Origin of the sequence: Flagellimonas okinawensis (assembly GCF_029194005.1) — a bacterium.
GTDB classification, from domain to species: Bacteria; Bacteroidota; Bacteroidia; order Flavobacteriales; family Flavobacteriaceae; genus Flagellimonas; species Flagellimonas okinawensis.
On sequence record NZ_JARFVA010000006.1, the window covers coordinates 49,260 to 75,244 of the forward strand.

A 25,985-nucleotide genomic window follows, 5' to 3' on the forward strand; every position below is an offset into this window, starting at 1 on the left:
CTTATATATGTTTTAATTCTTTTGTTTGAAAATCTACGCTAATGGTTCCTCCATTACCTTTTGAAAGACTGTTCTTGGAAAAATAGCCTCCTTCCAGTCTTTTTATCTCACCTTCCTTTTTAAGGGTCAGTGTGTTAAACCCATCTTTTATTGGGATTGAACTGTCACTACTTCCTTTATTCTGATAATAAAAAAGTAATTGATATAGACCGTTATCTTTTCGGATTAAATCTTCAACAATACTTTCAGATTTAGTTTGTGTACTTGATATCTTATTTCCATTTTCGTCTTCATCCCAGAAGTAACAATTAACCTTTATATCTGAAGTGGTCTGATAAATTATAAGTTTGCAATGCTTGTGTCCTAACACACCTTGATAATTGTATTTTACCATTCCTTTATAAGTACCTCTAATCAATGGTACTTTTATAAGTAGCTGCCATAAAAATGGTACTTTATGTAAATGTTTGTTTATTAGCCAAAAAACGAGAGCAAGTAATGCAGTTGCAGGATAGAACCTATAATATTCGAAGTTATAAGCTTTCAATAAATTGATTATTTCTCTTATCAATGCTTCAGAACCTATATAAAGAAGTATTACGAGTAATATCAGCTTAGATTCATTGTAATATTTAAAGTTAAAATCTGATTTCATATATCTTTATTGTAAAGTGTTCAGTATCAAAAAGCAATCCATTTTTAGAAAAAATTAACAATCATATTTTTATTGCTAATATTAAGACACAATGTCATTTAATCAAGGCGACACCTTTTAAGAAGTCGCCATGATTAAGCTTCTAGTTAGATTGCTCCAACAATGCAGCTATTCCACTAATAACAACAAGAGTTGCTATACCAAAGATGATGGTTTTGGCCACATCTCCATGCACATTGACACAATTGCCTTTATGGCATACTCTTAGCACTCCTTTAGAGAAATTAATACTATTCATAAACTGAACTTTAAGGTTAAACAATCTCCATTCAGAGCTGTGGAGTTCCGCTCATTTTTTCACGCCATTTTCTTAAAGACTTTTGTTGCATCATATTCTTTATATTGGGCCTTCAATCTTAGTATGCTTGTTTCGTTAACTTTTTTGCCACTCGATGGCAAATTTTTTAAATCTGCAAGCATATTATTACTAGAACATCAATTGATATGGATAAATCGAGCAAAGAGGTGGCCGATGTATTTAATAGTTATACCATTGACCAATTAAACGACCTCGTTTTAAGAATGAGAGCCTTTGCCAAGCAAAGACTTGGCGATTATGGCGATAATCATGAGGGGCAACAAAAGTTAGATTTTGTTTTCAATGTTTTCCAAAAAGCACTTACCGATATAAGGAAGTGGGATAAGGACAAATGTAATTTTGAGAACTTTCTTTTTGGGGTTCTAAAAAGCGAAATAAGTGCGTATCACGAAAAAGCAAAAAGACGAAAGCCACCGGGAGAAGAGGATGAAAACGACGAATCCTATATTCTCGATATACCAGTATACTCGGAGGAAGTTGGCTTCGACGACCTATCATTTGATGAAATTGACAACAAAAAACTAAAAGAAAACTATGTTACGTTACTTAAAGACTCGGGAGCATCTGATTTGGAGATGCTAATATTTGAATGTTGGTGTGAAAACATCTACAAACCGAACGAGATTTCGGCTTTTTTGGAAGTAGATATCACAGAGGTTTATAATGCCGTTAAAAGGCTTGAGAGAAGAAAAGGCAAACTTAACAGTCAAGTAAAATGAGCAACTTAAAAAACAAAATAGATAAGGGAATTACAGAATTTTATTTGAATTCCGATATTGAATTGATAAAAAAGTCCTTAGAGGAAGATGGTGTAGATGTAACTAAGGAAAGTACGGAAATATCCAATTTTTTGAAGCGATTGAAGTTTACCCAAAACGCAGTGGCAACTCAGGAAAATGACCAAGCATTGATTGCGAGGATAGTTGAAAAATTTCAAGATGCAATCAATAAGAATATAGAGAAGCCTATTGCCACCCTTATAAGTTTAGTAGAAACAAAACAAATGTCTGTACAATTTAGAAACTTGGACAAGTTAACCCCGGATGAAATAAAGGAAATTATCAAAGGGAAAAATCTGGTTGACCTGATGGATGAATTAGACAATGAAGAATCATAGATATAATAAAGGCTCTTTAGAAGCAAAAAACCTACTTGAGCAATATGGCTTTGAAAGTCTTTTGGACTTTCCCCTAGAATTGTTTGCAAGTGGTCTTGGAGCAACCGTTATCGAAAAGCCTTTGGTAAATTCTGATGGACGAATCATATTTGGGAAAAAACACACTATAATTGAAATAAACCAGGATATCGAATTTGATCAAAAAAAACGGTTCACATTAGCACACGAAATTGGACATTTTGTGCTTCATAAAGGTATTGATATTCATAACGATACTGAAGCAACTACATCGTGGTTCAATAATAAGGAAAAACAGGCAAAAAATGGTCGTGTTGAATATGAGGCTAACCAATTCGCTTCCGAATTGCTGATGCCAAGTACACTCTTTTATGAAAAACAAAAGGGTAAAAAATTTTCCCCTCAATTACTAAGGGATTTGGCTATTTTTTTCAAGACGAGTATTACATCAATAGCCTTTAAGTATTTTGAATTGGGAGACCACCCAATTTGTCTTTTTCACTCGCATAACAAAACTGTAAGTTACTGGAAATGGCCCGAAGGTTATCCTCATTTCATTGTTGATAGAACTAAACTAGAACCACCGGAGGATTCAGTGGCGATGGAGTTTTTTGAAAAAGGAAAAATATATGCTAAGCATCAATCTAAACAGCAGATTTGGAAATCTACTTGGTTTGATTTGAAAAACTGGGAAGATGATAATGATTTTAACTTTTTTGAGTATTGTATTATTTCAAGCGCCCATAATTCTGTATTGAGTGTTGTATGGGAAGAATAATTTTATAGCCAATTAAACTGTTTATTTTCTATAAATCTTATGGTAAAAAGACCTTAAAAATTCGTAAATTAAAGCTAAATCCAGATCAAGGAACCTCTACTGTAAATCGCAATGAAAGCACTGGCCATTTTCTTTTTAAACGTGTTCCAAAATATTCTGGGTTTGACCATTGGTGGGCTTGCCAGAAATAAAGCCACGCGAAATTCTTATAGATCTTTATCCAATGTCGATAAGGTAAAATACCTTGAAAAGAGAAGGCAGCAACAAGGCTATCAAAAGGGATGGCTTTATCATAGATGCAGGGAAGAAGGGTTGATGGATGCGTACAAAAATTATTTGGGTTTTATTCTCCAAGTGAAACTGATGCTACTAAATTCCGCTTCGGTAAGTACAAAGGGCAATATGTGGAGGATATTTGGGAAAGTGATAGGGAATACATCAATTGGCTTTCTGACCAGGAATGGCTAGCTGAATATATAGACGAAAATGATATGATCCACGAATTACTTCACATGGAAGAAGAGCACAAAAATTGACTATCCTCTTTTGTCAACAGACTTGGCATCAAAACTTATCAAGTTGAACATTTGCCGCATCCTTGAACGTACCCGATTCCCATACCTTTCTTCCAGTTCTTGGGCATTAAGGTTGGTGGTGGCGTGGGTCTGGATGTTATGGTTCAAGAACAGCTCATAACGGGATAATAGTATTTCGCCCAAAACATTGCAGTCTTTCCCGAAATGTCGTCCGGTAGGTTCTACACCCAAGTCGTCAAAGCAGTAGAACTTTTTTTCTCCATAATCCTCAATGATTTTATAGCCGATATTGTTAAAGGCAAAGGCAATATTCCGGGTGGGGATGACCTCATAAGGTTTGCGGTGGGGTACAATATGTCGCAATAGTTTCATCAGACTGGTCTTACCGCAACCCACGGGGCCGGAAAGCAAAATACCCTTATGGATATCGATACCAAGATTTTTGCAATTCGTTTCGTCCTTGATATAATAATTGCACAGCTTAAAGAGTATGTTTCGGTCTTCCTCATAAATCCTGAATTTCTTGCCAAGGAGCAATTTCCCTTTGGCATTGAGATAAACAAGCATTTTATCAAAATCGTAAATGATTTCATTGTTCAGGAATGTTCCCAAGGTATATTGAACACTACCCTCTATGATGATATGTGGTTTAAGGGAACTCATAGAGGCTCACTATAATTTTTGTTGGAACTTGTTTTGAGGTTGTCCGTATTTTGGCTAACCGTTATCACCGTTTTTTCCGTTTTGAGCACGTCGGCTTTTAACATCCAGTTACGGGCGGTGGCCTGCCAATCAATGATTTTTGTTTTGCCGCCTACTTTCCAGCCGATGCCCTGGTAATGGTTGTAGAATTTTTTGGCCTCCAGTTCCGGCCAATTTTCTTTTTGAAAAAAATCGATGACCTCGTTTTCACTTTTGGGCTGGTCAAGTTTATTCCCGTTTGTATTGTTTATTACTGTTTGTATATGTTTGTTTATAGATACCACCGCTTGTCCAAAGCTTGTCCCAATATTGGTAGGGTTTGGGTACAGAGCTTGTCCATCACTTGTCCCAAAATTGAACATCTTGATTTTGCTGCCATGAAAGGGATTGTGGGAAGGCTCGTATACCAGGTATTTCCAATGGTGCAGCTCTTTGATGCAGCGGTGGTAGGTGGTTTTTGAACCGATTTTTGAAAACTGCATCACTTCTTCCCGGTTGATATGGAAATTATCGGGGAAGTGGTAATTGTTCCACAACTGAAACAAGGCCACGTACAGACTGATATGTGTGGGGTTTAAACGGCCGTCTTTCGAGAATTGCAGAAATACGGCGTTCAGGTGTTTTATGTAATTTACGTCTTGCATAATATTTTTAGGGAAATAAAGCCAACCCGCCAGCTGGCACCTTCGTTAAAACAGTCCACTGGACTGTTTCTTTGCACTCGGCCCTATAATTAATCTGTTCCAAAGAGGCGTTAAAATTTGTTATGGATTTTGTTCTTTTCCATCACGCTGATAATCTCCTCGTAGTCATAATAGAGTACGCCACCCACTTTGGTGTAGGGCAATGTGCCATTGATTCTTAGGTTCTGTAAGGTGCCGGAAGAGATTCCCAAAAGCTCTTTTACCTCTGGGGATTTAAGCCATCTTTTATAGGAATGACCAGAGTGGTTGCCCAATAGTTCTTTAATGTTGTCCAAGAGTTCGAGTTTGAACTCCTGAAGGTCTTCGGTGGTAATGATTGTTTCTGCCATTTGTAAAACGATTTTAGAAAAGCAAAGCCGCCAAGTTGTTTTGATTTTTAAATGACGACTTTGCGTTGATTTGACTTTCGTTCTACAAAATTGATGGAGTTTAATGGGAATTTATCAGAGTCTAAACCCAGTTGGGGAAGATTTTAACACATATAAGTTTTGGTGTGCTTTGGTATGATTTGGTGCTCAATTCAAACGCTCAAACGCTTAAAGTGTCAATAAAATTATAGGAAGTTTAAAAAACCGAGTGCAATCCAAACTCGGTTTTCAGGAATTGGACAAATCGTCCTCGTCTTTCATTTTCTGAAGGAGCTTTTGCCCGGTTTCTTCAAAAAACTTTATAGGTGAACCTTTACGTGCCTTCAAATCTTGGTAAGTACGGGTGGGATTTCCTTTTTTGACATTCAAAAATTCACAGAAGGCATCAATTGCATTGTTAATTCCAACATTCCCATTGTTGAAATATCCCATCTCCTGGCAACCGTACAGCATTTCCACTAAAGCGGCATAGCTCCCAGTCCATTTGAGTTTGCTGTTTCCGGTTTTGTTATTGGTGTTGGTCAATTCTTCCTTTTTTTGCTTTAGGTAATTGGCATACATGGCGAGTCCTTTTATCCGTGCCCAGATTTCATCATGGGAGGTGTTGAATATCGAATCCTTATAGTAAGGATAACTTTTAACAACGGGGTTGTTGTTTAAATTTTTACGTGTGAAATAATGTTCATCAAAATGGTCATATCCTTGTTCCATGTAGAGTAAAAACTCCGTATGCCTACCAAAGAACTGGTTGACCTTTTTGGTTTGTTTGTCAAGAAATGAGAGCTGTCTCTTGACATTGGATTTGGGTATGCGAAGTTCGCAGGAACGGATTTCTGTATAATAGATAAGATATTTCATAGGTATACACTTGATACCTTTGAAAAAACTTATTTCATTCTTGATTGAATCAAAACCAAAATTTGTTACTTGCTCCTTGAACAGGTCCAAAGCCCAAGATGAAATTTGAATACAGGCATTTGCCTTTTTCAATTCGGTTTGAGTTGTACCTTCTATCCCTGCTATTTTTTCATTGAATTCGTTAATAATATTGACATAAAACATATTCTCATAGTAATTTTATTATTGTTTAAGGGAGAAATATGTTGGTTAATTGTTTTTGAAATTAGCTGTATTATTTTTAAGGTTTTTTCTTCTTTCTTTTTCTTTCTTAATTATTTGAAGTTCTCTTGAAGTTTGGCCAACAACAGAGGTGTTTTCTTCAGCTCTTCTAATTAAATAGGGCATGACGTCTTTCACAGGCCCAAATGGGAGATATTTTGCCACATTATAACCGGTATTTGATAAATTATAACTTATATGATCGCTCATGCCATACAATTGACCATACCAAACCCTTTTATCGTTATTATCAAGGCCATTTTCCTTTAATAGTTCCATCAGTAAGTATGAACTATTTTCGTTATGTGTGCCTAAGAAAAATTCTATATCGCCTAAGTTGTTCATCATATATTTTAGGCAATCATTAAAAAGTTTGTCAGTAGCACTTTTATTTATACATATCGGATCCTTGTACCCATATTTTAAAGCTCGCTCTCGTTCCTTTTCCATATAAGCTCCCCGAACTAATTTTATTCCAATCTTAAACTTTTGATGCCTTGCCTTTTCCAATAGTTCTTTTAAATAATCAAGCCTATCCCAACGGTAGGCCTGTAGGGTATTAAAAACAATCACACGATCTTTGTTGTATCTTTTCATCATTTCCTCAACAAGAGTATCGGCAGCATCTTGCATCCAACTTTCTTCAGCATCAATTAAAACAGGGATATTATAGGAATGGGCCTTATCACAAACTTCTATATATCTTTTTCTAATTTCTCCCCATTCTATCTTTTCCCTATCACTTAATGAAGTTCCTGCACTGAGTTTTTTGTAGATTTCGAATCTTCCGAAACCTGTTGGTTTAAAAACGACGAATGGAATAGCTTCATTATCTTTTGCATACTCCAAGGTGCTCAATGTTTTCTGTACAGCATAGTCAAACTGTACTTCTTCTTCTTTACCCTCGGCGGAATAATCTAAAACCGAATAAACTTTTTTCGCATACATTTTTTTAATAATGGGAAGGCAGTCACTCTCATTTATGCCGCCACAGAAATGGTCAAAAACTGTAGTTCTAATTAATTTTTCAACTGGCATGTTTGTTTTTAAGGCAAACTTTGTAATGGCAGTACCAATTTTAACCAAGGGTTCTTTTTTTATCAATGAGAATAAAAAATATGACCTTGAAATTTCCTCGTCTGATTTTAATTCCAAGGCTATTTCTGTATTTTCAAATATTCTTTCCATTTATGCTTTATAGGATAATGTTCTCTTTTTAAACAATAAGCTCAGAATGGAATAGAAAAAGCCAGAAACAACTATACCTAGAATATTTTTTACATCAGATTCAAATAAGAAAACGATACTAACCCCTGCGAGCCAAGAGATAATTCCAATCCAGCCAAAAGACATATTGGTTTTGTTCTCGGTTGTTTTTCCAAAGTAATAATCAGCAATAATAACTCCTGCTATTGGAGGTATCATAGCGGAAAGAACTACAGCAACCTGAACAAACTTGTCCAGAATGCCTATAACGCCCAACAAAGTTCCAATTAACCCAACTGCTAAAGTTGTGTGCGGCCTATACTTTTCGGATAAATGAAAAGTACTATTTAAGCCTAATCCTCCTGAGTAGGCACTCATAACATTTGAAGTCCATGTAACTAAAATAAGAATAGACATGGCCATTATAGGGTATCCTATCTGGGCAAAAATATCTACAATGTCATGAGTTCCCTTTATAATGGCCAATATAGCTCCAATGGTTAAAAAGGCCACTGCTGCCGGAAGCATGCCTACCACGGATCCTACAACAGCAGTTTTTGGGGTTTTTGCAAAACGATTGTAATCAGGGGAAATTACACCCCCTACAGCGATTAAGCCAACGACAATGCCCATGCCCTTTATCAAGGACATTTTTTGTTGTGGAACATATTGTAAAATCTGATCAAAGGAAACTCCTTCTAAGGTCACAATAAGACTGTAGATGATTAGTATTAAAATACATGGCACCGCTATATAGTTTAACCACTTAACGTATTTAAAACCGAAAACGGCAGTCAATACCATTATGATGCCCCATAATAAAGAGGATGCTTCCACAGAGAAATGAACATTGAATGCCTCTTCCATTACTTTTGAAAAAGAAACTCCAGCTATGTTGGTTTGTACCCCAAACCAGACCATTGAGGCAACACCAATAATAAGCCCAACTATAACTTTTGCCCCTGTTTCCCCGAAAGAACGTTGAGCCAATTCTACTGCGTTAAATCGAAATTGAACAGCTTTTATACTTAATAGCGATAAAAAAACGAGTACAAATGAATAGCCTAAAACGGCAACTATAATTGCCTCAAAAAGAGACATAGAACTAATTAAAGTACTGCCTATTAAAAGAGCTGGCAAACTTGCTATGCATCCGAACCAAATGCCCGCTATGCTATACCATGATTCGTTATTTTGTGTATTTTCCATAATTTGAATTCTCTATTTTTTATTTGTGTATTTATCATAAACTAATTTTGCTATCACCAAATCCTCAATTGCCATCCCTGTACACTTAAATAGTGTGTTTTCCTCATCTGAATTCCTTTTCGATAAATTGTCTATACATAGGAATCTTAAATCACCTTTGATATCAGATTTATTGATTTTGTTCTCTTTTAGAGCTTTCACCAGTTCTCCTGCATGTTTTAAGGTAACATCAAAATTATCTGTATAAATAGAACAGGCGGCAACAACATCTTCGCTCACTTCGTGCATGTCTTCAGCGTATGACCCTGCCAAATCAAAATGTTGACCGCTTGAGACATGCTCTTTAGTTAAAATTGGATCATGCGAGGATGTAATACAACTTATGATGTCCATTTCTCTTACAATCGGAACAAAATCTTCAACAGCCTCAACCTTTACCGAACAATCATCCAATGCCTCAACTACTTGCTTGGATTTTTTATAATTCCGACCCCATAGATAAATAGTGGTGATGTTTTGTTTCGAAGCATAGGCCTGGATATAAAAAGGCGAAAGCGTGCCATTTCCAATTATTAATATTTTTGAGGCCTGTTTTTTCGCCAAAAAACTTGATGCCAATACAGAAGTGGCAGCGGTCCGAATATTTGTAATCAATTTGGCATCCATGACTACCAATGGCAAGCCATTTTCCGCATTAAAAAGCATATACAGTCCATTGAGATAAGGTATTTTAGGGTTGTTCAATTTACTATTGTTGGGTGTAGCAGTAATGAGTTTTACCCCAAAATAGCTTTCGTTGTCCCATGAAGGCATGAACAATAAAGTATTATCTTCACTGCTGTTAGTGCTTTTGTAATTGTATGACTGTTTTGGAGGACATTGAATTGTATTTAATCCAAAAGCCATTTCCAAAGCTTCAACAAGCTCTGGATAATTAATATTCTCCTTAATAAATTCATTTGAAATCCAATTCATGTTCTTTATGACTATCCTAAAAAGGGATATCTGTAATTTTTAGGTGGAAAGAATGTTTCTTTTATTGTTCTATTGCTTACCCATCTTAATAAATTCCATATTGAACCAGCTTTGTCATTTGTTCCTGATGCACGGGCACCGCCAAAGGGTTGTTGACCTACAACCGCTCCAGTAGGTTTGTCATTTATATAGAAATTTCCAGCTGCATTCTCTAATTTCTTAGTAGCTGCATCGATGACATAGCGATCGCCACTGAAAATGGCACCAGTTAGGGCATATTCACCAGTTTGATCTACCAAATCTAAAACCGATTCCCAATCTTCGTCTTCAAACACATAAATGGTTATAATTGGACCAAATAATTCAGTACACATGGTTTCGTATAAAGGATTGGTGGTTACAATTACAGTTGGCTCAATAAAATAGCCCTTGGAATCGTCATATCCGCCGCCTATAATTATTTCAGCATCGACATCTTTCCTAGCTTGTTCTATATAACCAGAAAGCTTTGTGAATGCTCTTTTATCAATAACCGCATTAATGAAATTGGAAGGGTCCTCTGGACTCCCCATTTTGAAAGAATTGATATCTTCCAGTATATGCGTTCTAACATCGTTCCATAGACTTTTAGGGATATAGGCTCTTGAAGCCGCACTACATTTTTGACCTTGGTATTCAAAAGCACCTCTTGAAATTGCGGTGGCAACTTCTTGCGCATTTGCTGTTGGGTGTGCCCATATAAAGTCTTTTCCCCCAGTTTCTCCCACAATTCTGGGATACGTTTTATAGTTGTTTATATTATCACCAATAGTTTTCCAAAAACTATTAAATACGGGGGTGGAACCTGTAAAGTGAATTCCAGCAAGATTAGGGCTATTAAGCAAAACATCGGAAATCATACTGGAACTACCAGTTACCATATTTATGACTCCATCGGGCAATCCAGCCTCTTTAAATAGTTCCATAATTACATTGGCCGAGTATATTTGGCTAGATGCAGGTTTCCAGATAACAACGTTGCCCATTAATGCTGCTGAAGCTGGTAAGTTTCCCGCTATTGCGGTAAAATTGAAAGGTGTTATAGCGTACACAAAGCCTTCTAAAGGTCGATACTCCATTCTGTTCCAAACACCAGCAGATGACAATGGCTGATTACTGTATATATCGGACATAAATTGAACGTTGAAACGCAGAAAATCGATAAGTTCACAAGCTGAATCAATTTCGGCTTGGTATACATTTTTAGACTGGGCTATCATTGTCGCTGCATTTAGCCTATATCTATACGGACCAGCCAATAATTCGGCAGCTTTCAAAAAAATTGAAGCTCTTTGTTCCCATGAAATTTTGGCCCATTTCACACGTGCCTCTGCTGCTTTTTGTATAGCTAGTTCTATATGTTGCTTTTCGGCTTGATGATATTGGCCGATGCGATGTTTATTATCATGGGGAGGGTATATCCCTATTGTATTACCAGTTCTTATTTCCCCACCGCCTATATAAAAAGGAATGTCAACTTCTTGGTTGTACATTTCCTTGTAAGCTTCTAATACCAACTGTCTCTCTTCTGAATTGGGAGCATAGCTTTTAACTTTTTCGTTAATCGCTTGAGGAACATTAAAAGATCCTTTAGTCATGATTTTATTATTCTATCTAGATTATTCGTTTAAACTTTTATTACTATTTTACCTTTTTGTTTATTGGAGAGCATGTATTGATAGGCTTCAACCGTATCTTGAAAATCAAAAACTTTATCTACCAATGGTTTAAGCCGTCCTTCCTTAATTCTTTTAAGTACATAATCCGTCCCTTCTTTTAGTTCTTTTCTATCTATAACATGGTTGAACAAGGAATAAGCGTAGAGCGTAGCATTATTTCTTACCAAATCAAGCAATGGAAATGTTGGGAATTCACCGCTTAACAATCCATAAATAGCCGCAGAGCCTCCAAAGGAAAGTAGTGGCATATACTGTTTAATAAATTCGGTATTACCAATGGGATCAAAAGAAAATTTGATTCCTTGGTCCCTCACAATTTCTTTTAGTTTTTCATTTGTGTTTTCCTCATTGGTTACAATTACATGATCTGTTCCAAGTTCGTAAAGAAACTTTTTCTTTGCTTGCGTTCGCGTTGAGCCAATTACAATAGCTCCTGCATCTTTGGCCAATTTTAGTGCGCCTTGTCCGGCAGTACCAGAAGTTGCCGGAATAAAAACGCAATCTCCTTTTTTAACATTTCCCAATTTAAACAGGGCATAATAGGCCGTGAGATATTGCATCCAAAACGAAGTGGCTTCTTCTACTTCATAATTATCGGGAACTTTGGTTAAATACATTTCCGGAACTGTAGCATACTCACCTTGAACGCCATACTTTTGAGTATAAAAAGGAATAGAGGTTACTTTATCGCCTTTTTTGAATTTGGTGACATTGGGACCTACTTCAACAACCTCTCCCGTAGCTTCTGAACCAATGCGAGAAGGAAAAATAGGTTGAGTATAATGCATCCCATTAATAAATAAAATATCTGCTTGGTTTAATGAGAAGGCTTCTACCTTGAACAGAACTTCATCATTTTTTGGTTGTTGTATATCTACATTATCAAACTGTAAGACTTCAGGTCCTCCAATTTTATGGAATCTAATTGCTTTCATACTTTTTGGTTCAAAACATATATAAGCCTTGTATCTTCTAGGACATTACCAGCCTGCAGTTCAAGCGCATTAATGTATACTACAGTTCCTTTTTTGAGATATCCTGCCACTGAGCCATCTTCGTTTAGCATTTCTATACAACCTTCTGTTACAATAGAGACTTCGTTAAATGGATGACGTGAAAATCCTTTCTCAGGGATACGAGAACCCTTTTTTAAGTAGACAGTCCCAAAGGTGGTTAATACTCCAGCATTTTCATGAGTTAATAATTCATTGTTATAATAATCTTTTGGGTCTGGGTATATAATTTCTTTTAATATCATTTTATTAATATTGATGAGTTAATATAGATTTTACCTTTCGGGAAAAACTTCTTTTTTAAACATTATATAAATTAGCTTTGTATCTACTAAAATATACCCTGCATGCCCCTCTCTTTTATTTATCTTAAAAACATCACCAAACTTTAAAACAATCTTCTCTTTTAGTTTGTCTTCAAGAATGCATACTATTTTTACTTCTTAATACCTGGTATAGTCACTATCAAAAGGTATTCGAGCATTTTTTTTTAAAGGTGGCACCAAATTGGAGTTTCCAATCACCTTCATAATGTTTTAGTAATTCCATTAGATAATCTTCTTAGGAACCAGATGGGCAACTAAGTCTCGATAATACCAAAGGAATTATATTCTTCCTTTATTTGACAATTATTCTATTCCCAAAAACAAATTCTTCCTTAAAAAGTCCGAATTGCTCAATATCGGCACATGGAGGTGCTTCACAGCTCCATTTTCTAGAAGGTTTCCATCCAAAATTTCTTTTCAAATACGCGGCTTGTTCGGCTTGTTTTAATGACGCAAGAGAGGGGTCAATAACAGGAACTTGTAATTTTTCTTGAATTTTTTCGTAAAAGCCAAATTCTAATGTGCAACCAAGAATTATTGACTCGGCATGGTCTTCTTTTACCGCCATTTCAGCAGCCTTAAATAATTTACTAGCTGTTATATCATGATCTTTTTGAAATTCGCAAACATTCATTTCTACACTTCTAAAAGAAGCCAAGTGCTCTCCATAACCATATTCTTTAATTGTAGAGTGCATTTCATGCTCCCACTTCGTTTGACCTATGATTACGGAAAACTTATTTGATAATTTTAATGCAATCTCTATCGATGAATGAGAGGGGCCAACAACAACCATGTCCCCGGAAATTTCTCTTGCATCCAATAGAAAAGGGTCATAAAAGCAACCAATAATCAGGGCGTCAAAACCTTCTTTAGAAGCCTGACGGGTTGCCTTAATCAATTCAGTTGCTATCAGAGCATTATATGTTCTGTATTCTAAATTGTCCATTAACCCAACACGTGAGGACATTGAGGTAACATGCACTTCAGTATTGGAAAACTTATTTTCCTTAATCATTTCCGCAAAAATTGTGTCATATGCACTAAATCCGATTGGAGATAGGTACATGATCTTTAATGTGTCTTTCATAATTAATTCTATTTTGGCAATTGTTTTATTTAATCTGTTTAATTCATAATCTGTTCAATTTCACTTATCTCTTTAGGAATGTATTCGCCAATAAGATTGCTTCCGGAACGAGTTATAACATACTCATCTTCAATTCTTACTCCTCCAAAATCTAAGTACGATTCGATAGTGGGGAAATTCAAAAAGGGAGCACATTCCACATTATTCGATTTCCATTCATGGAATAATTCTGGAATAAAATAAATCCCGGGTTCTACAGTAATGGTGAACCCTTCTTTTAGTCTTTTTCCTAGTCTTAATGACTTTAAACCAAATTGTTCAGATTTTAAAACCTCAGTATCATAGCCCACATTATTTTCTCCTAAGCTTTCCATATCGTGGACATCCAAGCCTATCATATGTCCCAATCCGTGAGGAAAAAACAATGCATGAGCCCCAGTAGCTACTGCATCCTTAACATCCCCTTTCATTAAACCCAAATCTTTTAATCCCTCAGCTAATTTGTAACATGCAGCTAAATGAACATCCCTATAAAGCACATTGGGTTCCAGCATTTCTATTGCCCTTTTTTGGGCATCTAGTACAATTTGATAGATTTCTTTTTGTTTTGCACTAAACTTTCCTGAAACAGGAATAGTTCTTGTGATGTCACCTGCATATCCTGAACTTGATAATCCGCCGAAATCACCCAATAGCAGTTGACCTCTTCGAAGCTCATTTGTATAATTAATATTGTGTAAAATTTGACCTTGAATCGAAACTATAGGAGGGTAAGCTGTTCTGCCTCCAGCACTAATTGCCGAACTTTCCAAAGCTCCAACTAAGTCTGACTCCTTTAGACCCGGTTTGGCTTTTGAAATGACTTTTACATGCATTTCTTTTGTGATACCAATAGCTTGTTCTAACTCATCAATTTCTTCAGATGATTTAATTTCTCTCTGAGATACAACAGCATCAATTAGCTCTTTAGAACTGTTCACACTGACTTCCCGGATAGAAAGACCTACAAGGTTTGATAATAATAATGTTGTGGATATGCGATACGGCGGTAAAAAATGGATTTTAGTTATGTTCAAATAATCTTTGATATAATCAGATAGCTTATCAAAGCTTAACACTTTGTAAACACCTACATTATAGGCTTTGCTCCTCAAAGGTTCTTGAGGTCCTATCCAAATAGTATGTTCCAAAGAAACTTCATTTCCAAAAAGTATGGATTCCCCCGTTTCACAATTGAGAACCAAGACCAAATCCGGTAGGTTTATCCCCATATAATAAAGGAACGAGCTGTCCTGAACAAAAAAATAGGTATTAGCCTTAAAATTTCTAGCAGATTCACTATTTCCAGGTAAAACAATAATGCCGCTACCTATTTTTTTGATTAATTCGGATCTTCTATTTACATATGTTTCTTTATCAAAGAACATGGTTACGATACCTTATAAAATTCTTGAGCTTCTTTCTGTGTTATGTACCCATTCTTTATGTCCAATAAAACTTGTTCTCTTGGTCTGTCTTTTGGATTTCCATACCCGCCTCCGGTAGCCGTTACACATCGAACTATATCTCCTTTTTCCAGATAAATGTTGGTTCCTAGGCTATATCTTTCTTTTGTACCATCTTTTCTTATTATCATGAAATAGTTATAGGATCCATCATGTCCGCCTTTCATACCCCACGTTTTTGTTTTTTCCCCTAGAAATGCCGCGGTTACGTGTGCACCATCTGATACAATCTTATAATCTACATACTGGCCATTACCTCCTTGGTATTCTCCATAACCTCCCCCTTCATTATGAAATGCGTATTGATCTACTTGTATACCGTATCTCATTTCTCTAATCTCGATAGGAATGTTGTACGATTCACCGCTACCACAGGACAATTGTCCTCTGTTACCATCATGGTCACAGGAAGCCCCCCATCCTCCAGCAAGAGGCTCTGCCTGAATGTAAAATTGCTTGGTGTCGGGGTGTACACCTGAAATAAATGTGGCACACACAGAACGTAAATGGCCAGCAGGCAGTTTATTGGGAATCAAAGGAGCTAAAATTTTCCATACCAAATCTATGGAGGCAACCATTACTTCATAGTATACCGAAACGGCAGAGGGCGTCTGTGCACTAACGATTGTTCCAGGTTCACAGACTACCTTCATTGGTCTGAATGCTCCTCCATTAGCGTCCATGCGTGGTGTTGTAATAGCCTTAAACAAACTTCTACAGCCTGTGACCAAACCACTAAATGCTAAATTGGTTGCACCTTTTACTTGTGGATGCGACCCGTTGAAATCCGCAATAAATTCTGTGTCTGTTACTGTAATTTTTGCTTTAATTGGAAAAGGTCCCTCCCCAAAACCATTGTCTTCAATTATGCTTTCTCCTTCATAAACCCCGTTCGGAATATCCTTTAAAGCTTCAATACACATACGTTCCCCGTAATCTAAGAAATCGTTTTTGGCTTTTTTGTAGGTATCCAGACCGTATTTTTCAATGATTGATATTACCCTTTTGGCACCGACTTCGGCAGCAGCGATACCGGCAAACAAATCACCCAATGTACTATCAGGCAATCGCACATTAACTTTTATCATATCGATAACAGCAGCATTTAAAACCCCCTCAGATTTTATTTTTATGAATGGGAAGTGCAATCCTTCTTGATAGATTTCAGTAGCCACCGTTGAAACGGAACCTGGGAATGTGCCTCCCAATTCTGTCCAGTGAGCTTTATTAACCGTAAAGGCAACCAATTCACCCTTGTAAAATACAGGATAAACCACGGATACATCTGACAGGTGTGTTCCTCCTCCTGCGTAAGGTGTATTTGCTATAATTACATCACCTTCTTTTAAAGGATTTTTCTCATTATACTTTTCCAATGAAGCCCTAACTACAGAATCTAAAGCTGCCAAAAATGCAGTTACGCCGTTTCCTTGAGCCAATAATTCACCTTTGGAATCAGTAATACCCACGGCGTAGTCAAGTGATTCATATATAATTGGACTCATACTGGTACGTTCCAGTGTTTTGAACATTTCATCTCCAGCAGCTACCAAAGCATCCTGGATTATTTCTAATGTGAACTTTTCCATAATTAGACTTTTTGTAATGTTAAAATTAAATTTCCGTATGCATCAATATTAACCGTATGCATGGGGGTAACCACCGTTGTTGTTGCCTTTTCAGCTATTATTGCTGGCCCTTTTATTGTCATATTGGGCTCTAACAAGTCTCTGTGGTAAAATGGTGTGGTATGTATTCCCAAATCATCAAAGTCTACTTCTTTATTATCGAATATTGCATCTTCAACCTTTTTACCTGTAATATCCATTTGTGGAAAATCTGGCTTTTCAACTTCAACTTCCGCTACTAAATGAAAGTTTACTAATTCAACCATTGCATCTAGTTCAAAGGAATATTGTTTTTTGTGTTCTTTATGGAAAAAATCGATAATGGTTTCTAGCGGTGTATCATAATTAAAATCTGAAAGCAACACTTTTACATAATGCTCTTGACCTACGTAGCGTAAGTCGGTATAATAAGTGAATTTTATATCATCAAGATTATACCCATCCAACTTAAAATTATCAATCGCTTCTTTTTCCATTTCGTTAAATGTGGACTGGATAATATGCCTTTGTTCTTGAACAAGTGTTAATACATTGGTCCTGATATAATCCCTCCTTATATCGGACATCAACATTCCAAAGGCAGAAAAAACACCAGCATGTGGTGGAATTATGAGTTCAGATATTTGTAGTTCCCTAGCTAAATCCGCACCATGCATTGCGCCTCCACCACCAATTACCACCATGGTAAAATCTCTCGGGTCATGCCCCTTATTTATAGATATGAGCTTCAAAGCATTTACCATATTAGCATTAGCTACGCGAATTATTCCTTTTGCTATATCAGTTTTAGAACCTTTTAATGTTTCACATAATGTTTTAGAAGCTTCATTGATGCTATCATAATCTGGCTGCAATTCCCCTCCTAAAAAGTAATCAGGGTGAATTCTACCTGTAATAATATTGGCATCAGTTGTAGTTAAGTTTTTACCACCACGACCATATGCAGCAGGTCCAGGCATTGCTCCAGCACTTTTTGGCCCAACATGCATTTTGCCTCCTTCATCAATCCAAGCAATACTTCCACCTCCATTTCCAATTTCTACAATATCAATTACAGGGGTTTGAATAGGATAGCCAGCTTCAATTCTTGAATGCTCAATTTTATAATTGGTTGTAATTTTTACTTGACCGTTTTCTACCAGGGCACATTTTGCTGTTGTACCACCTATATCCAATACAATTAAATCCTTTTTATTAATTACCTTACCCAAAGCTATAGCACCAAAAACTCCACTGGCAGGACCGGACTCTACCATGGTTATAGGGTTGGCTTTTACATCGTTAATTGATGTAATCCCTCCGTTGGATTGCATGATGTAAGGAGAGTTCTTTAGTCCTTTGTTTTTTAGCTTATTTTCGAGGTTGTTAAGGTATTTTTTTGCTATCGGCAATACATACGCAGATAAAGCAGTTGAACTACTACGCTCATATTCCCTCCATTCACGAGTTACCTGGTAGGAAGCAATAATTTCAACTTCAGGAAACAGTTTCGATAATTCTTCCACCAACTTTATTTCGTGGTCAGGGTTTTTATAAGCATGCAATAAGCATACTGCTATTGCTTCAACATTTTCCTCCTTACAAGATTTAATGATTGAATTCAAATTACTGATATTCAAATTTGTTAAAACCTGACCTTTATAATCCATTCTTTCTTCTACTTCAAATCGCAGATATCTGGGTACAAACGGAGGTTGTTTAATAAAGTTAAAGTTGAATAAATCTGGCCGGTTGCATCTTGCAATTTCCAAAACATCCCTAAATCCTTTTGTTGTAATTAAAGCTGTTTTTGCTCCTTTTCTTTCTGTTAAGGCATTTATTACAACTGTAGTACCATGAGCAAAAAAATCGATTTTGTTTAAATCTATTTTACCCTTAGATATTGTATCTAATATCCCTTCTTCAAAGTTTGAAGGTGTAGTATCCGATTTGGCCACTTTGACTCCAATTGGCTTACCTGATTTTTCGTCAAATTCAAGACACACAAGGTCTGTAAAAGTTCCGCCTATATCTGTTGCGACTCTCATTATTATATTTTTTATTATTAAAAAAGGCCAACTAATGATTAGTGGCCTTACCATGTTAATTTACCTAGAAGGCTAACTAATTCAAAACACTTAATTATTGAAAACTAACAGTTTACATTAAAACCTATATGATATTTCCACACCATATGTTGCTGGTTGGCTAGGTGTTCTAACGTCTCCAATTGGTCCTCCCGTAGGATCACCGTCAAGGACGCTAAACGGCCACCATTCTTGATTATATTGAGTATCAAAAATATTTTTACCCCAAACTGCAAACGAAATATTATTGACACTATAAATCAATTTTGTATTCACTAAAGTGTATGGGTCTTGGAATACATTTTCTTGATCTACACCATATAAATCATCAGCAAACCAGTATTTTTTCCCCTTGTTTTCTACATTCACATTGGCAGATATATTTGAGTTTTCACCGGTATTAAAGTTCCCAAATAGACCAACATAAAAACTACTTTGCGGTGCGAAAGGAATTTTGTTTCCAATTGCTGATTCTTCGAAAGCTTTTGTAATTTCTGTATCTATAAACGAAGCGCCTCCTAGTATGTCAAAGTTTTTAGATAATCTTAGTTTGGTGTCAATTTCAAATCCTGACGCCTTGGATTCCTCAAAATTAATTGTTCCTAGAAATGTTCGAACTCCATCCGATCCAAATCGGTAGACTTGTTGATCTTCAAATACCGTATTGAAGTATGCCAGATTAATTATAAATCTATTGTTCCAAAAACTGTTTTTAAGCCCAACTTCAAAGCTATTTGTAAATTCCGGTCTAATTTCTTTTTCAATACCACTAGCCACAAGCTCTATGGGATTATAACCTCCACTTCTAAACCCCCTACTATAACTAGCATAAAGCATGTTCTCTTTGGCTATTTTGTATGAAGCGGATAACTTTGGTTGAAACGCATTATAGGTTCTTTTGCTTTCTTCTCCGGATACCCCTTCGATATTCTCTAAAGTTTCCCACTCGTTACGAATACCTACTGAAATATTAAACTTGTTACTTATGTCATATTCGAAGAATCCAAATAAACCAATTGAGTTCAACTTGTTGTCGTCGTTGGTGATAACAATTTGGGTGGTATTGGTATAATTTAAATCATTCGGGTCATTATTTTGATATGCATTGGTATCCCAATCAGAATTAATATTTTGATAAAATAGACCTAAATTCCATTTGAATTTTGAAATTGGATTGGATGAGACTAATCTAAGCTCTTCGTTTAGAGTTCTAGAAGCTCTGGTCATATCCTGCGTTGCAGCAGGAATTGGCCCATAATTATCAATAGGAGCAAAGGAGAGATAATCCCCATCATAGAATAAATCAACATCGGAATAAGAAGTATGTGATAACAATTTAAAACCCTTGAATGCTGTTTCGAAAGAAGCTGCTAAAATTGTTGACTTTAGTGTTCCTTCACCCAAAAAATCAGCGTCAGGGTTTCCCCCAAAACTATTAGGGTTAGAGTCTTCAAAATCAGGGTTATTGTTACTTCCAATAAAAGTAATAGCCCCGCTTTTACTATCATTATGCTGGCCAGTAAATGACAGTAAACTACTATTTCCTAGTCTAAATTTTAGTTGACCTCGTATTCCTAAATCCCTACGGAAATCTACTTTTTCGTCCAAGGTTGTGTTATTAATTAACCCATCAAAATTTGAATAATTTACACCTAAACGATAGTAAGACTTGTTATCCTTAATCGACCCAGATATGCTAGACCCTAATTTATAGGCGTTTCCATTTCCATATCCAGCATTTATTTTGCCTTGAAACCCATTTTTTGGTTGCTTTGTAGTTATGATTACAGCCCCACCTATTGCATTTTTACCATAAAACAAACCTTGAGCACCTTTGATTACCTCTATCTGGTCAATATCAAACAGAGTTTGGGTGTTTAAGTCTGCAGAGGCCATATATACTCCATCTATAACTGTTGCAATTGGAGAAGGACCATATCGAATTTGCGGAATTCCTCTAACACTTACCATAACTGTCCCTGGATCCTGTGACTCGCCATATGAAATACCAGGTATTTGAGTCAAAAAGCTTCCAACATCTTCAATACCCGTTACATTAATTTGTTGTGATGTCACTGCAGTTACACTTTCGGGCATAGTTTGTATGGATTCCAGTCTTTTACGAGCCCTACCTTTCACATCTGTAAAACCCTGTACAACCACTTCATCTAGCTGAGCTGCATCTTCCACCAAAACAACATCAATTTTACTTCTTCCATCTATGGGAATTTCTTGAGTTTTAAATCCAAGTGAGGAAAAAATGAGGATTGCTCCTTTGTTGACCGACAACGAGTAATTGCCATCAATGTCAGTGGTGGTTCCATTAGACGTGCCTTTTTCAATAACATTTACAAAAGGCTGAGGGCCATCAGCAGAACTGACAAAACCACTTACAACGATATCCTGTGAAAATGTCATTAGCGGCATAATCAGGACTAAAAGTATTAGTTTGCATTTCATATTTAATTGAGTTATTAGTTCGATTGAGTAAATCTAAATTATTTTAAATTCCATGATTGTATTTCCTAATCTTTTGATTTATTTTTGTAATTCCTAATTAGAAAACAGGAATTATATGGAAAAGTCTGAAAATATAACAAATAAAGGAACTCTAGTGCTTACCAAAGCTGTTTTCAATATACTTTTAGAGAAGATTATTGACCACTTTAGCAGCAAACATAACATCAATTTTCCTAGCTATAAGGAAAATCAATTATATGGTTTTGGAAATTACAATATAGAACTGCCCAATCTAAAAAAAGATCTTGAATCAGTACTTAAAGGATATATCAATGGTAAGTACCTATACAATAAAAACAGGGAAGCTTCAACTGGAAAACCGTTTATTAAAATTAGTAGAGAATACAAATACGTATTCTTTAATTATCTGGGATTCAAAGATATTCATGAATTTATAAACCAAGATTTTTTTACTCCCAGGCAAAAAAGCAAACAGTTAGAACTTTTACATCAAGAAAATAAGGTAGAAGACTATTATTATGTTTGCTATTACTACGGAGAGGATAAAAAGATGAGCAAAGGACAAGTAATTGTCTATAGGCAATGGAAAAACGTTGAAATGAAATACATTTATGAAGATGACTATGGGCAAACAGGGATTTATTCCTTCTTTGGTTCTATAACACATAGTGAAAATTTTGTCTTTTTCGATACGAAATTTTATGTAGGTAGCAAGAAAAACGAAGGCGCCAAGTTCATTTTTTTTATTGGCAAATCTGCTCCTCATGAACGAAATTTTTTAATCGGCACTTATTCAGGGTTCGATAAATATGACAATACTATTGCGGGTAAAATGATATTAAAAAAATCAGATTCCCGAGTAGATATGGAAAAAGAAATATCGAATAAAGAATTTGACCCGATTATTTCCCAAGAATTGAATAAAAAAAGAATTATAGTAGAAAGTGTTATTAGAAAAAGCCCTCTCTTATTTTCGTTAAAAAGCCCGTATGCCCAAGTACTATTTAATGTTTCTGGAAAGTACATATTAGAATTTCACCAAGATAAGAATGCCTATGCAATAAAAATCAACATTGAGAAGCACCATTTGAACATAAAAAGTTTAAACGATTCTTTTATAATAGAGGATGATCAGATTAACTTGATAAATAATGGCCAAATTATAAACATGGATTTTTCCATTAAAGGATTGTTCTATATTCAAAAAGCCTCTATATACATCAATACTTATGACTTATTAGAAGGAAATAATGATACAACTTCTGGAAAGTTCACTGCCGTTGACGTTAATAATGATATAATTTCTGGGATAGTGAGGTTTGAAAAATTAAAAAGCTGATAGGATTTCGCTATATATCTTTTCAAAATTTAATGGCACCTTACAACTATTGGATGTAATTTTTGGTTGAGGACGTCCTTTAAGCATTAATTGAAGTTTAAAGTAGACTTTTCTATCGATACCATCCCCAAAGGCAATGAATTCACCCTGTCTTAGCCGGAAGAATATATCTGCTCTACGCTTGGAAACCTCCTTTTCCCCTTTGGTAATTCTACTCTCTAGAGTGAGCCCTGAACTTTTACTGACGCTCATGGTCGGTTTCTTGACAATCTCAAAAAACCGTTCATAGTATTTGGCCGTGTCCGGGTCATTCACCTTGCCAAAAAATTGATAGGAAAGATTACTTAGTATGGCTTTGCTTGCCTTGTCCCCATACAATAAATCATTTTGAATCTTGTCCTGCATCACGTAAACGGTAGAGATGTCATAACTTCTAAGCGTTGCAGGAATGCGGTGCATATTGGGCAGTTTGATGGTCGGTGCTTCCTCCATCAATAGAAACGAGTGGTTACGGTTGCGGATGCTCGTCTGTTTGATAATGGTATGCAATATTAGCGCAATGACGGGCGAATAGACCGTATCGTATTTCGGATGGTTGACCAAGGAAATGACCACAGGATTTTTGGGATTGTTGATGTCCAAAGGCACTTCATCCTTGGACAACACATAGAACATTTTTTGTGAGCTTATCTTTTTAAAGGCATTGGACAATGAACTTTTTACCCCGGCGGTCTGCTTTTCGGATTCGATACCGTTTATAAAGGCACTGGCCATGTTCCAGGAGGTAAAATCAGATTTAAGAAAAGCCACCAGTTTTTTGGTGCTCATGGTCTGGTAGAGGGCAATGATATGGGGTAGCGTACATAGATCGGGATAGGCAGTCTTCATCTTCCATATTAGTCCCGCCAATAGGCCTTCCACGGCATCGGAAAAGAATTTGTTGCTCCCAGTGTTTTCCGAAAGGTTCTGTTCCAAGAGGTTTTCCATGAGCACTCTGGAAACCTCGTTGACGCTTTCCTCATTGGGCAGGTACTTTGGGGCAATGGGATTCACTCGGTAATGGATCTGGTCAAAGGCTATCGTATAAAATTTGGTTTCACTGTCCTTAAAAAGAGGATAGGCAATTTCGGTAAGTTCAAAATCCTTGTAGTCATGGATGACACCACTAAAATGGTATTTGGCAAAATGCTGCAAAAAATTATAGACTACACTTTCGGTCTTGCCGCTTCCCGCTGAACCGATTATGGATGCGCCACGTCGTATGTTATCGATTTTAAATCTGCCATTCCTTATTTTGAAACGTACCCGGTATTTTTTATCATTTTTGTTCGCGCTCTCGCCGAATACAAAAACATAAATTACTGTACTCAAAAACAGCACTGGAACGATAACAAACAAAACGATATGTGGATAATCCCAACTCATATTCCTATAGAACCTGATTCAATGGCCTTTCCAATTCCCTTCTTAATTCTATTGATAGCCTTATAGGTAAGCTGCACGGTATTCACAGGAATTTTAGGGATGGGAACACCAGTTTTGGACAGCAGTTTATAGGCAAATGCCCTTTCATTGGTGGGTAGCCCTGAAATCATAGAAAAATACTTTTTCGGGTCTTTCAAAAAAGTTTTTCTGGCGGCATAAGTCTCCACATAGTTGCGCTTGTATTTGAACAAGTCATCAAAGGTCTTTTCAGAATTTTTAAAAAAAGTGTCCCTATCGAACCCCCGTTTAACGGTCTTACCATGAAGCTCCACTTCGGAAGCTTTGTGCTTGCTCCCTGGGGATAGGCTGAATCGGTTACTGGCATCCTTGCGGCTGACGATGATATGGACATGGCTCTGGTGTCCCGGTTTGACCATTCCCCGAATGATTCGTTTGCCACCCAATTGGTGAGGGGCTTCTTTTTCCAGCCTCTGTATTTCTTTGTGCAATAGTTTGATGTTACCAGATTTTTCACCTGATGCAATTCCACGTATCTGTTGTTTAAGTTCCAATATCCTTGTGGCATAGGGTTGGTTCTCTCGGATTTCCTTATCGGTGCCCTTAAAGGTACGCTGCCGTTCAACCTTGGCATAATATTTAATATCGTTAACACTAACGGACCTGCCATCAATGTCACGGTGAAACGCTTTGGCATATTGCTTCATGGCTTCCCTTGTGTAGCGTTTGAGGGCTTCGGGGGAATCCTGTATAGCTCTCAGTTCCCTGGCACTTGGGTTGAGCGTAATGGAATAGAACTTGGGTTCGCTCTTTTTGAGCTTGGCCGTGTTCCCATCAATTTCGTTGATAACCTGTTCCGCGGATATTTCATCCCCGTACTGGTTAAAGAAATGTTCCTGTTCTTCCATAATTTTGCCCTCGTTCTCCTTTTCTAGATAGGAAACAAAGTCCGCAGAGCTTTGGGCGTAGTTACCGTCAATCTTCTGTGCTGTAATCGTGATGTACATGTTGCAGTTCGTTTTTAAGTTTATCAAATGATTCCCTGTCCATATCCAGTTTTAAATACCCGGGACCAAAAGCTGATTTTATATAAATGACCTTTTCCATTAGGGAATCCATCTTTTCCTGAACATTGGTCAATTGTTCCTGTAGATTTCCATAGCCGGTTTTATAGAACTCAAGCTCTTCGTTGGCATCCCATAATTTTGGGGTTCCAAAATCAAAGGTTTCTTCCTCTTTTTCCATTTCCGTCATCTCATGGAAAAGGGAGTCCATCATGGTCTTGGTAGGCAGGGTCTGATATTTCTCGATGTTCTTCAGGATGGCTATGACCGCATTGATACGTTTGTTGGTGCGGTTGTTATTGATGCCCAGGTCATCATTGGGCGAAAGGTCGTTCCGTTCAAAAAAATCCATCACGGCCACCAAGGTCAAGGTATGTGAATCCGACACCAAACGGGAAAATTCCCGAAAGCGCAAAGCCACGTCCTTTTTGATACTGATGGCCGAAAAACGGTATTTTTGATAGGTATCTCCCATTTTTACTGTAAAAAATCGCCTGTTTATGGGCGGTCTGGCCGTATTTACTGTAAAAGCCCTTGTTAATCAAT

24 protein-coding genes are annotated in these 25,985 nt (G+C 36.6%); 5 read left to right on the forward strand and 19 right to left on the reverse strand.

Annotation, left to right across the window (positions count from 1 at the left end):
- Position 1 precedes the first annotated feature (1 nt).
- Positions 2 to 655, reverse strand: coding sequence for a Cap15 family cyclic dinucleotide receptor domain-containing protein (locus PY091_RS15100; RefSeq protein WP_207036879.1), 654 nt, complete (start codon positions 653 to 655; stop codon positions 2 to 4).
- Between the two features lie 504 nt (positions 656 to 1,159).
- On the opposite strand from PY091_RS15100, the gene PY091_RS15105 reads away from it, so the two are divergent.
- The 4 genes from PY091_RS15105 to PY091_RS15120 all read left to right on the forward strand — a co-directional run bounded on the left by PY091_RS15105 (position 1,160) and on the right by PY091_RS15120 (position 3,483).
- Complete coding sequence (locus PY091_RS15105) at positions 1,160 to 1,753, forward strand: hypothetical protein (protein ID WP_207036877.1); 594 nt, start codon at positions 1,160 to 1,162, stop codon at positions 1,751 to 1,753.
- Positions 1,750 to 2,151: a hypothetical protein gene (locus PY091_RS15110; RefSeq protein ID WP_207036875.1), complete on the forward strand. Its 402-nt coding sequence runs from the start codon at positions 1,750 to 1,752 to the stop codon at positions 2,149 to 2,151. The genes PY091_RS15105 and PY091_RS15110 overlap by 4 nt, the downstream gene beginning before the upstream one ends.
- Positions 2,138 to 2,947, forward strand: coding sequence for an ImmA/IrrE family metallo-endopeptidase (locus PY091_RS15115; protein ID WP_207036873.1), 810 nt, complete (start codon positions 2,138 to 2,140; stop codon positions 2,945 to 2,947). Before PY091_RS15110 ends, PY091_RS15115 begins: the two co-directional genes overlap by 14 nt.
- A 296-nt stretch (positions 2,948 to 3,243) precedes the next feature.
- Positions 3,244 to 3,483 carry an exodeoxyribonuclease X C-terminal domain-containing protein gene (locus tag PY091_RS15120; RefSeq protein WP_275650470.1) on the forward strand — a complete coding sequence of 80 codons (240 nt, stop codon included), beginning with the start codon at positions 3,244 to 3,246 and terminating at the stop codon, positions 3,481 to 3,483.
- On the opposite strand, the gene PY091_RS15125 is transcribed toward PY091_RS15120, so the two are convergent.
- From PY091_RS15125 to PY091_RS15195, 15 genes are all read right to left on the reverse strand, one after another.
- Positions 3,484 to 4,146: a P-loop NTPase family protein gene (locus PY091_RS15125; RefSeq protein ID WP_207036862.1), complete on the reverse strand. Its 663-nt coding sequence runs from the start codon at positions 4,144 to 4,146 to the stop codon at positions 3,484 to 3,486.
- Entirely contained in the window at positions 4,143 to 4,829 is a 687-nt protein-coding gene (locus PY091_RS15130) for a hypothetical protein (RefSeq protein ID WP_207036860.1), read from the reverse strand. The genes PY091_RS15125 and PY091_RS15130 overlap by 4 nt, the downstream gene beginning before the upstream one ends.
- 110 nt (positions 4,830 to 4,939) lie before the next feature.
- Positions 4,940 to 5,218, reverse strand: a complete 279-nt coding sequence (locus PY091_RS15135) for a helix-turn-helix domain-containing protein (RefSeq protein WP_207036857.1) — start codon at positions 5,216 to 5,218, stop codon at positions 4,940 to 4,942.
- Between the two features lie 267 nt (positions 5,219 to 5,485).
- The gene (locus PY091_RS15140; protein ID WP_262897087.1) at positions 5,486 to 6,319 is read right to left on the reverse strand and encodes an RteC domain-containing protein; all 834 of its coding nucleotides are present in this window, start codon (positions 6,317 to 6,319) and stop codon (positions 5,486 to 5,488) included.
- 45 nt (positions 6,320 to 6,364) lie between these two features.
- Positions 6,365 to 7,564 carry a proline dehydrogenase family protein gene (locus PY091_RS15145; protein ID WP_207036853.1) on the reverse strand — a complete coding sequence of 400 codons (1,200 nt, stop codon included), beginning with the start codon at positions 7,562 to 7,564 and terminating at the stop codon, positions 6,365 to 6,367.
- Positions 7,565 to 8,791: a cytosine permease gene (locus tag PY091_RS15150; RefSeq protein ID WP_207036851.1), complete on the reverse strand. Its 1,227-nt coding sequence runs from the start codon at positions 8,789 to 8,791 to the stop codon at positions 7,565 to 7,567.
- Between the two features lie 12 nt (positions 8,792 to 8,803).
- Positions 8,804 to 9,766, reverse strand: coding sequence for an ornithine cyclodeaminase family protein (locus tag PY091_RS15155; protein ID WP_207036849.1), 963 nt, complete (start codon positions 9,764 to 9,766; stop codon positions 8,804 to 8,806).
- Positions 9,767 to 9,777: 11 nt separating this feature from the next.
- Complete coding sequence (pruA, locus tag PY091_RS15160; protein WP_207036847.1) at positions 9,778 to 11,403, reverse strand: L-glutamate gamma-semialdehyde dehydrogenase; 1,626 nt, start codon at positions 11,401 to 11,403, stop codon at positions 9,778 to 9,780.
- A 29-nt stretch (positions 11,404 to 11,432) separates the two neighbouring features.
- Positions 11,433 to 12,419 (reverse strand): zinc-dependent alcohol dehydrogenase family protein, encoded by a 987-nt coding sequence (locus tag PY091_RS15165; RefSeq protein WP_207036846.1) that lies wholly within the window; start codon positions 12,417 to 12,419, stop codon positions 11,433 to 11,435.
- On the reverse strand, positions 12,416 to 12,742 hold the full coding sequence (locus PY091_RS15170; RefSeq protein WP_207036844.1) for a hypothetical protein: 327 nt from the start codon (positions 12,740 to 12,742) through the stop codon (positions 12,416 to 12,418). Before PY091_RS15170 ends, PY091_RS15165 begins: the two co-directional genes overlap by 4 nt.
- 373 nt (positions 12,743 to 13,115) lie before the next feature.
- Entirely contained in the window at positions 13,116 to 13,913 is a 798-nt protein-coding gene (locus PY091_RS15175) for an aspartate/glutamate racemase family protein (protein WP_207036842.1), read from the reverse strand.
- A 38-nt stretch (positions 13,914 to 13,951) separates the two neighbouring features.
- A complete protein-coding gene (locus PY091_RS15180; RefSeq protein ID WP_207036840.1) occupies positions 13,952 to 15,340 on the reverse strand; it encodes an aminopeptidase P family protein in 1,389 nt (462 codons plus the stop codon).
- Between the two features lie 2 nt (positions 15,341 to 15,342).
- Positions 15,343 to 17,007, reverse strand: a complete 1,665-nt coding sequence (locus PY091_RS15185) for a hydantoinase B/oxoprolinase family protein (RefSeq protein ID WP_207036838.1) — start codon at positions 17,005 to 17,007, stop codon at positions 15,343 to 15,345.
- A 2-nt stretch (positions 17,008 to 17,009) separates the two neighbouring features.
- A complete protein-coding gene (locus PY091_RS15190; RefSeq protein ID WP_207036835.1) occupies positions 17,010 to 19,073 on the reverse strand; it encodes a hydantoinase/oxoprolinase family protein in 2,064 nt (687 codons plus the stop codon).
- Positions 19,074 to 19,190: 117 nt separating this feature from the next.
- Complete coding sequence (locus PY091_RS15195; RefSeq protein WP_207036833.1) at positions 19,191 to 21,572, reverse strand: TonB-dependent receptor; 2,382 nt, start codon at positions 21,570 to 21,572, stop codon at positions 19,191 to 19,193.
- A 115-nt stretch (positions 21,573 to 21,687) separates the two neighbouring features.
- Between PY091_RS15195 and PY091_RS15200 the strand changes: the two genes are divergently transcribed.
- Positions 21,688 to 22,932 (forward strand): hypothetical protein, encoded by a 1,245-nt coding sequence (locus tag PY091_RS15200; protein ID WP_207036831.1) that lies wholly within the window; start codon positions 21,688 to 21,690, stop codon positions 22,930 to 22,932.
- Here the strand turns inward: PY091_RS15200 and PY091_RS15205 are convergent.
- The 3 genes from PY091_RS15205 to PY091_RS15215 are packed head-to-tail and all read right to left on the reverse strand — an operon-like array spanning position 22,921 to position 25,914.
- Positions 22,921 to 24,312, reverse strand: coding sequence for a type IV secretory system conjugative DNA transfer family protein (locus PY091_RS15205; protein ID WP_417947771.1), 1,392 nt, complete (start codon positions 24,310 to 24,312; stop codon positions 22,921 to 22,923). The two genes, PY091_RS15200 and PY091_RS15205, sit on opposite strands and share 12 nt — an antisense overlap.
- A 41-nt stretch (positions 24,313 to 24,353) precedes the next feature.
- The gene (mobB, locus tag PY091_RS15210; protein ID WP_207036827.1) at positions 24,354 to 25,382 is read right to left on the reverse strand and encodes a MobB family relaxase; all 1,029 of its coding nucleotides are present in this window, start codon (positions 25,380 to 25,382) and stop codon (positions 24,354 to 24,356) included.
- Positions 25,351 to 25,914, reverse strand: coding sequence for a BfmA/BtgA family mobilization protein (locus PY091_RS15215; RefSeq protein ID WP_207036825.1), 564 nt, complete (start codon positions 25,912 to 25,914; stop codon positions 25,351 to 25,353). The genes mobB and PY091_RS15215 overlap by 32 nt, the downstream gene beginning before the upstream one ends.
- Positions 25,915 to 25,985 lie beyond the last annotated feature (71 nt).

Coding starts and splice junctions, on each gene's coding strand:
- PY091_RS15100 (WP_207036879.1), bottom strand. CDS start 655: ATGAAATCAGATTTTAACTTTAAATATTACAATGAATCTAAGCTGATA.
- PY091_RS15105 (WP_207036877.1), top strand. CDS start 1,160: ATGGATAAATCGAGCAAAGAGGTGGCCGATGTATTTAATAGTTATACC.
- PY091_RS15110 (WP_207036875.1), top strand. CDS start 1,750: ATGAGCAACTTAAAAAACAAAATAGATAAGGGAATTACAGAATTTTAT.
- PY091_RS15115 (WP_207036873.1), top strand. CDS start 2,138: ATGAAGAATCATAGATATAATAAAGGCTCTTTAGAAGCAAAAAACCTA.
- PY091_RS15120 (WP_275650470.1), top strand. CDS start 3,244: ATGCAGGGAAGAAGGGTTGATGGATGCGTACAAAAATTATTTGGGTTT.
- PY091_RS15125 (WP_207036862.1), bottom strand. CDS start 4,146: ATGAGTTCCCTTAAACCACATATCATCATAGAGGGTAGTGTTCAATAT.
- PY091_RS15130 (WP_207036860.1), bottom strand. CDS start 4,829: ATGCAAGACGTAAATTACATAAAACACCTGAACGCCGTATTTCTGCAA.
- PY091_RS15135 (WP_207036857.1), bottom strand. CDS start 5,218: ATGGCAGAAACAATCATTACCACCGAAGACCTTCAGGAGTTCAAACTC.
- PY091_RS15140 (WP_262897087.1), bottom strand. CDS start 6,319: ATGTTTTATGTCAATATTATTAACGAATTCAATGAAAAAATAGCAGGG.
- PY091_RS15145 (WP_207036853.1), bottom strand. CDS start 7,564: ATGGAAAGAATATTTGAAAATACAGAAATAGCCTTGGAATTAAAATCA.
- PY091_RS15150 (WP_207036851.1), bottom strand. CDS start 8,791: ATGGAAAATACACAAAATAACGAATCATGGTATAGCATAGCGGGCATT.
- PY091_RS15155 (WP_207036849.1), bottom strand. CDS start 9,766: ATGAATTGGATTTCAAATGAATTTATTAAGGAGAATATTAATTATCCA.
- pruA (WP_207036847.1), bottom strand. CDS start 11,403: ATGACTAAAGGATCTTTTAATGTTCCTCAAGCGATTAACGAAAAAGTT.
- PY091_RS15165 (WP_207036846.1), bottom strand. CDS start 12,419: ATGAAAGCAATTAGATTCCATAAAATTGGAGGACCTGAAGTCTTACAG.
- PY091_RS15170 (WP_207036844.1), bottom strand. CDS start 12,742: ATGATATTAAAAGAAATTATATACCCAGACCCAAAAGATTATTATAAC.
- PY091_RS15175 (WP_207036842.1), bottom strand. CDS start 13,913: ATGAAAGACACATTAAAGATCATGTACCTATCTCCAATCGGATTTAGT.
- PY091_RS15180 (WP_207036840.1), bottom strand. CDS start 15,340: ATGTTCTTTGATAAAGAAACATATGTAAATAGAAGATCCGAATTAATC.
- PY091_RS15185 (WP_207036838.1), bottom strand. CDS start 17,007: ATGGAAAAGTTCACATTAGAAATAATCCAGGATGCTTTGGTAGCTGCT.
- PY091_RS15190 (WP_207036835.1), bottom strand. CDS start 19,073: ATGAGAGTCGCAACAGATATAGGCGGAACTTTTACAGACCTTGTGTGT.
- PY091_RS15195 (WP_207036833.1), bottom strand. CDS start 21,572: ATGAAATGCAAACTAATACTTTTAGTCCTGATTATGCCGCTAATGACA.
- PY091_RS15200 (WP_207036831.1), top strand. CDS start 21,688: ATGGAAAAGTCTGAAAATATAACAAATAAAGGAACTCTAGTGCTTACC.
- mobB (WP_207036827.1), bottom strand. CDS start 25,382: ATGTACATCACGATTACAGCACAGAAGATTGACGGTAACTACGCCCAA.
- PY091_RS15215 (WP_207036825.1), bottom strand. CDS start 25,914: ATGGGAGATACCTATCAAAAATACCGTTTTTCGGCCATCAGTATCAAA.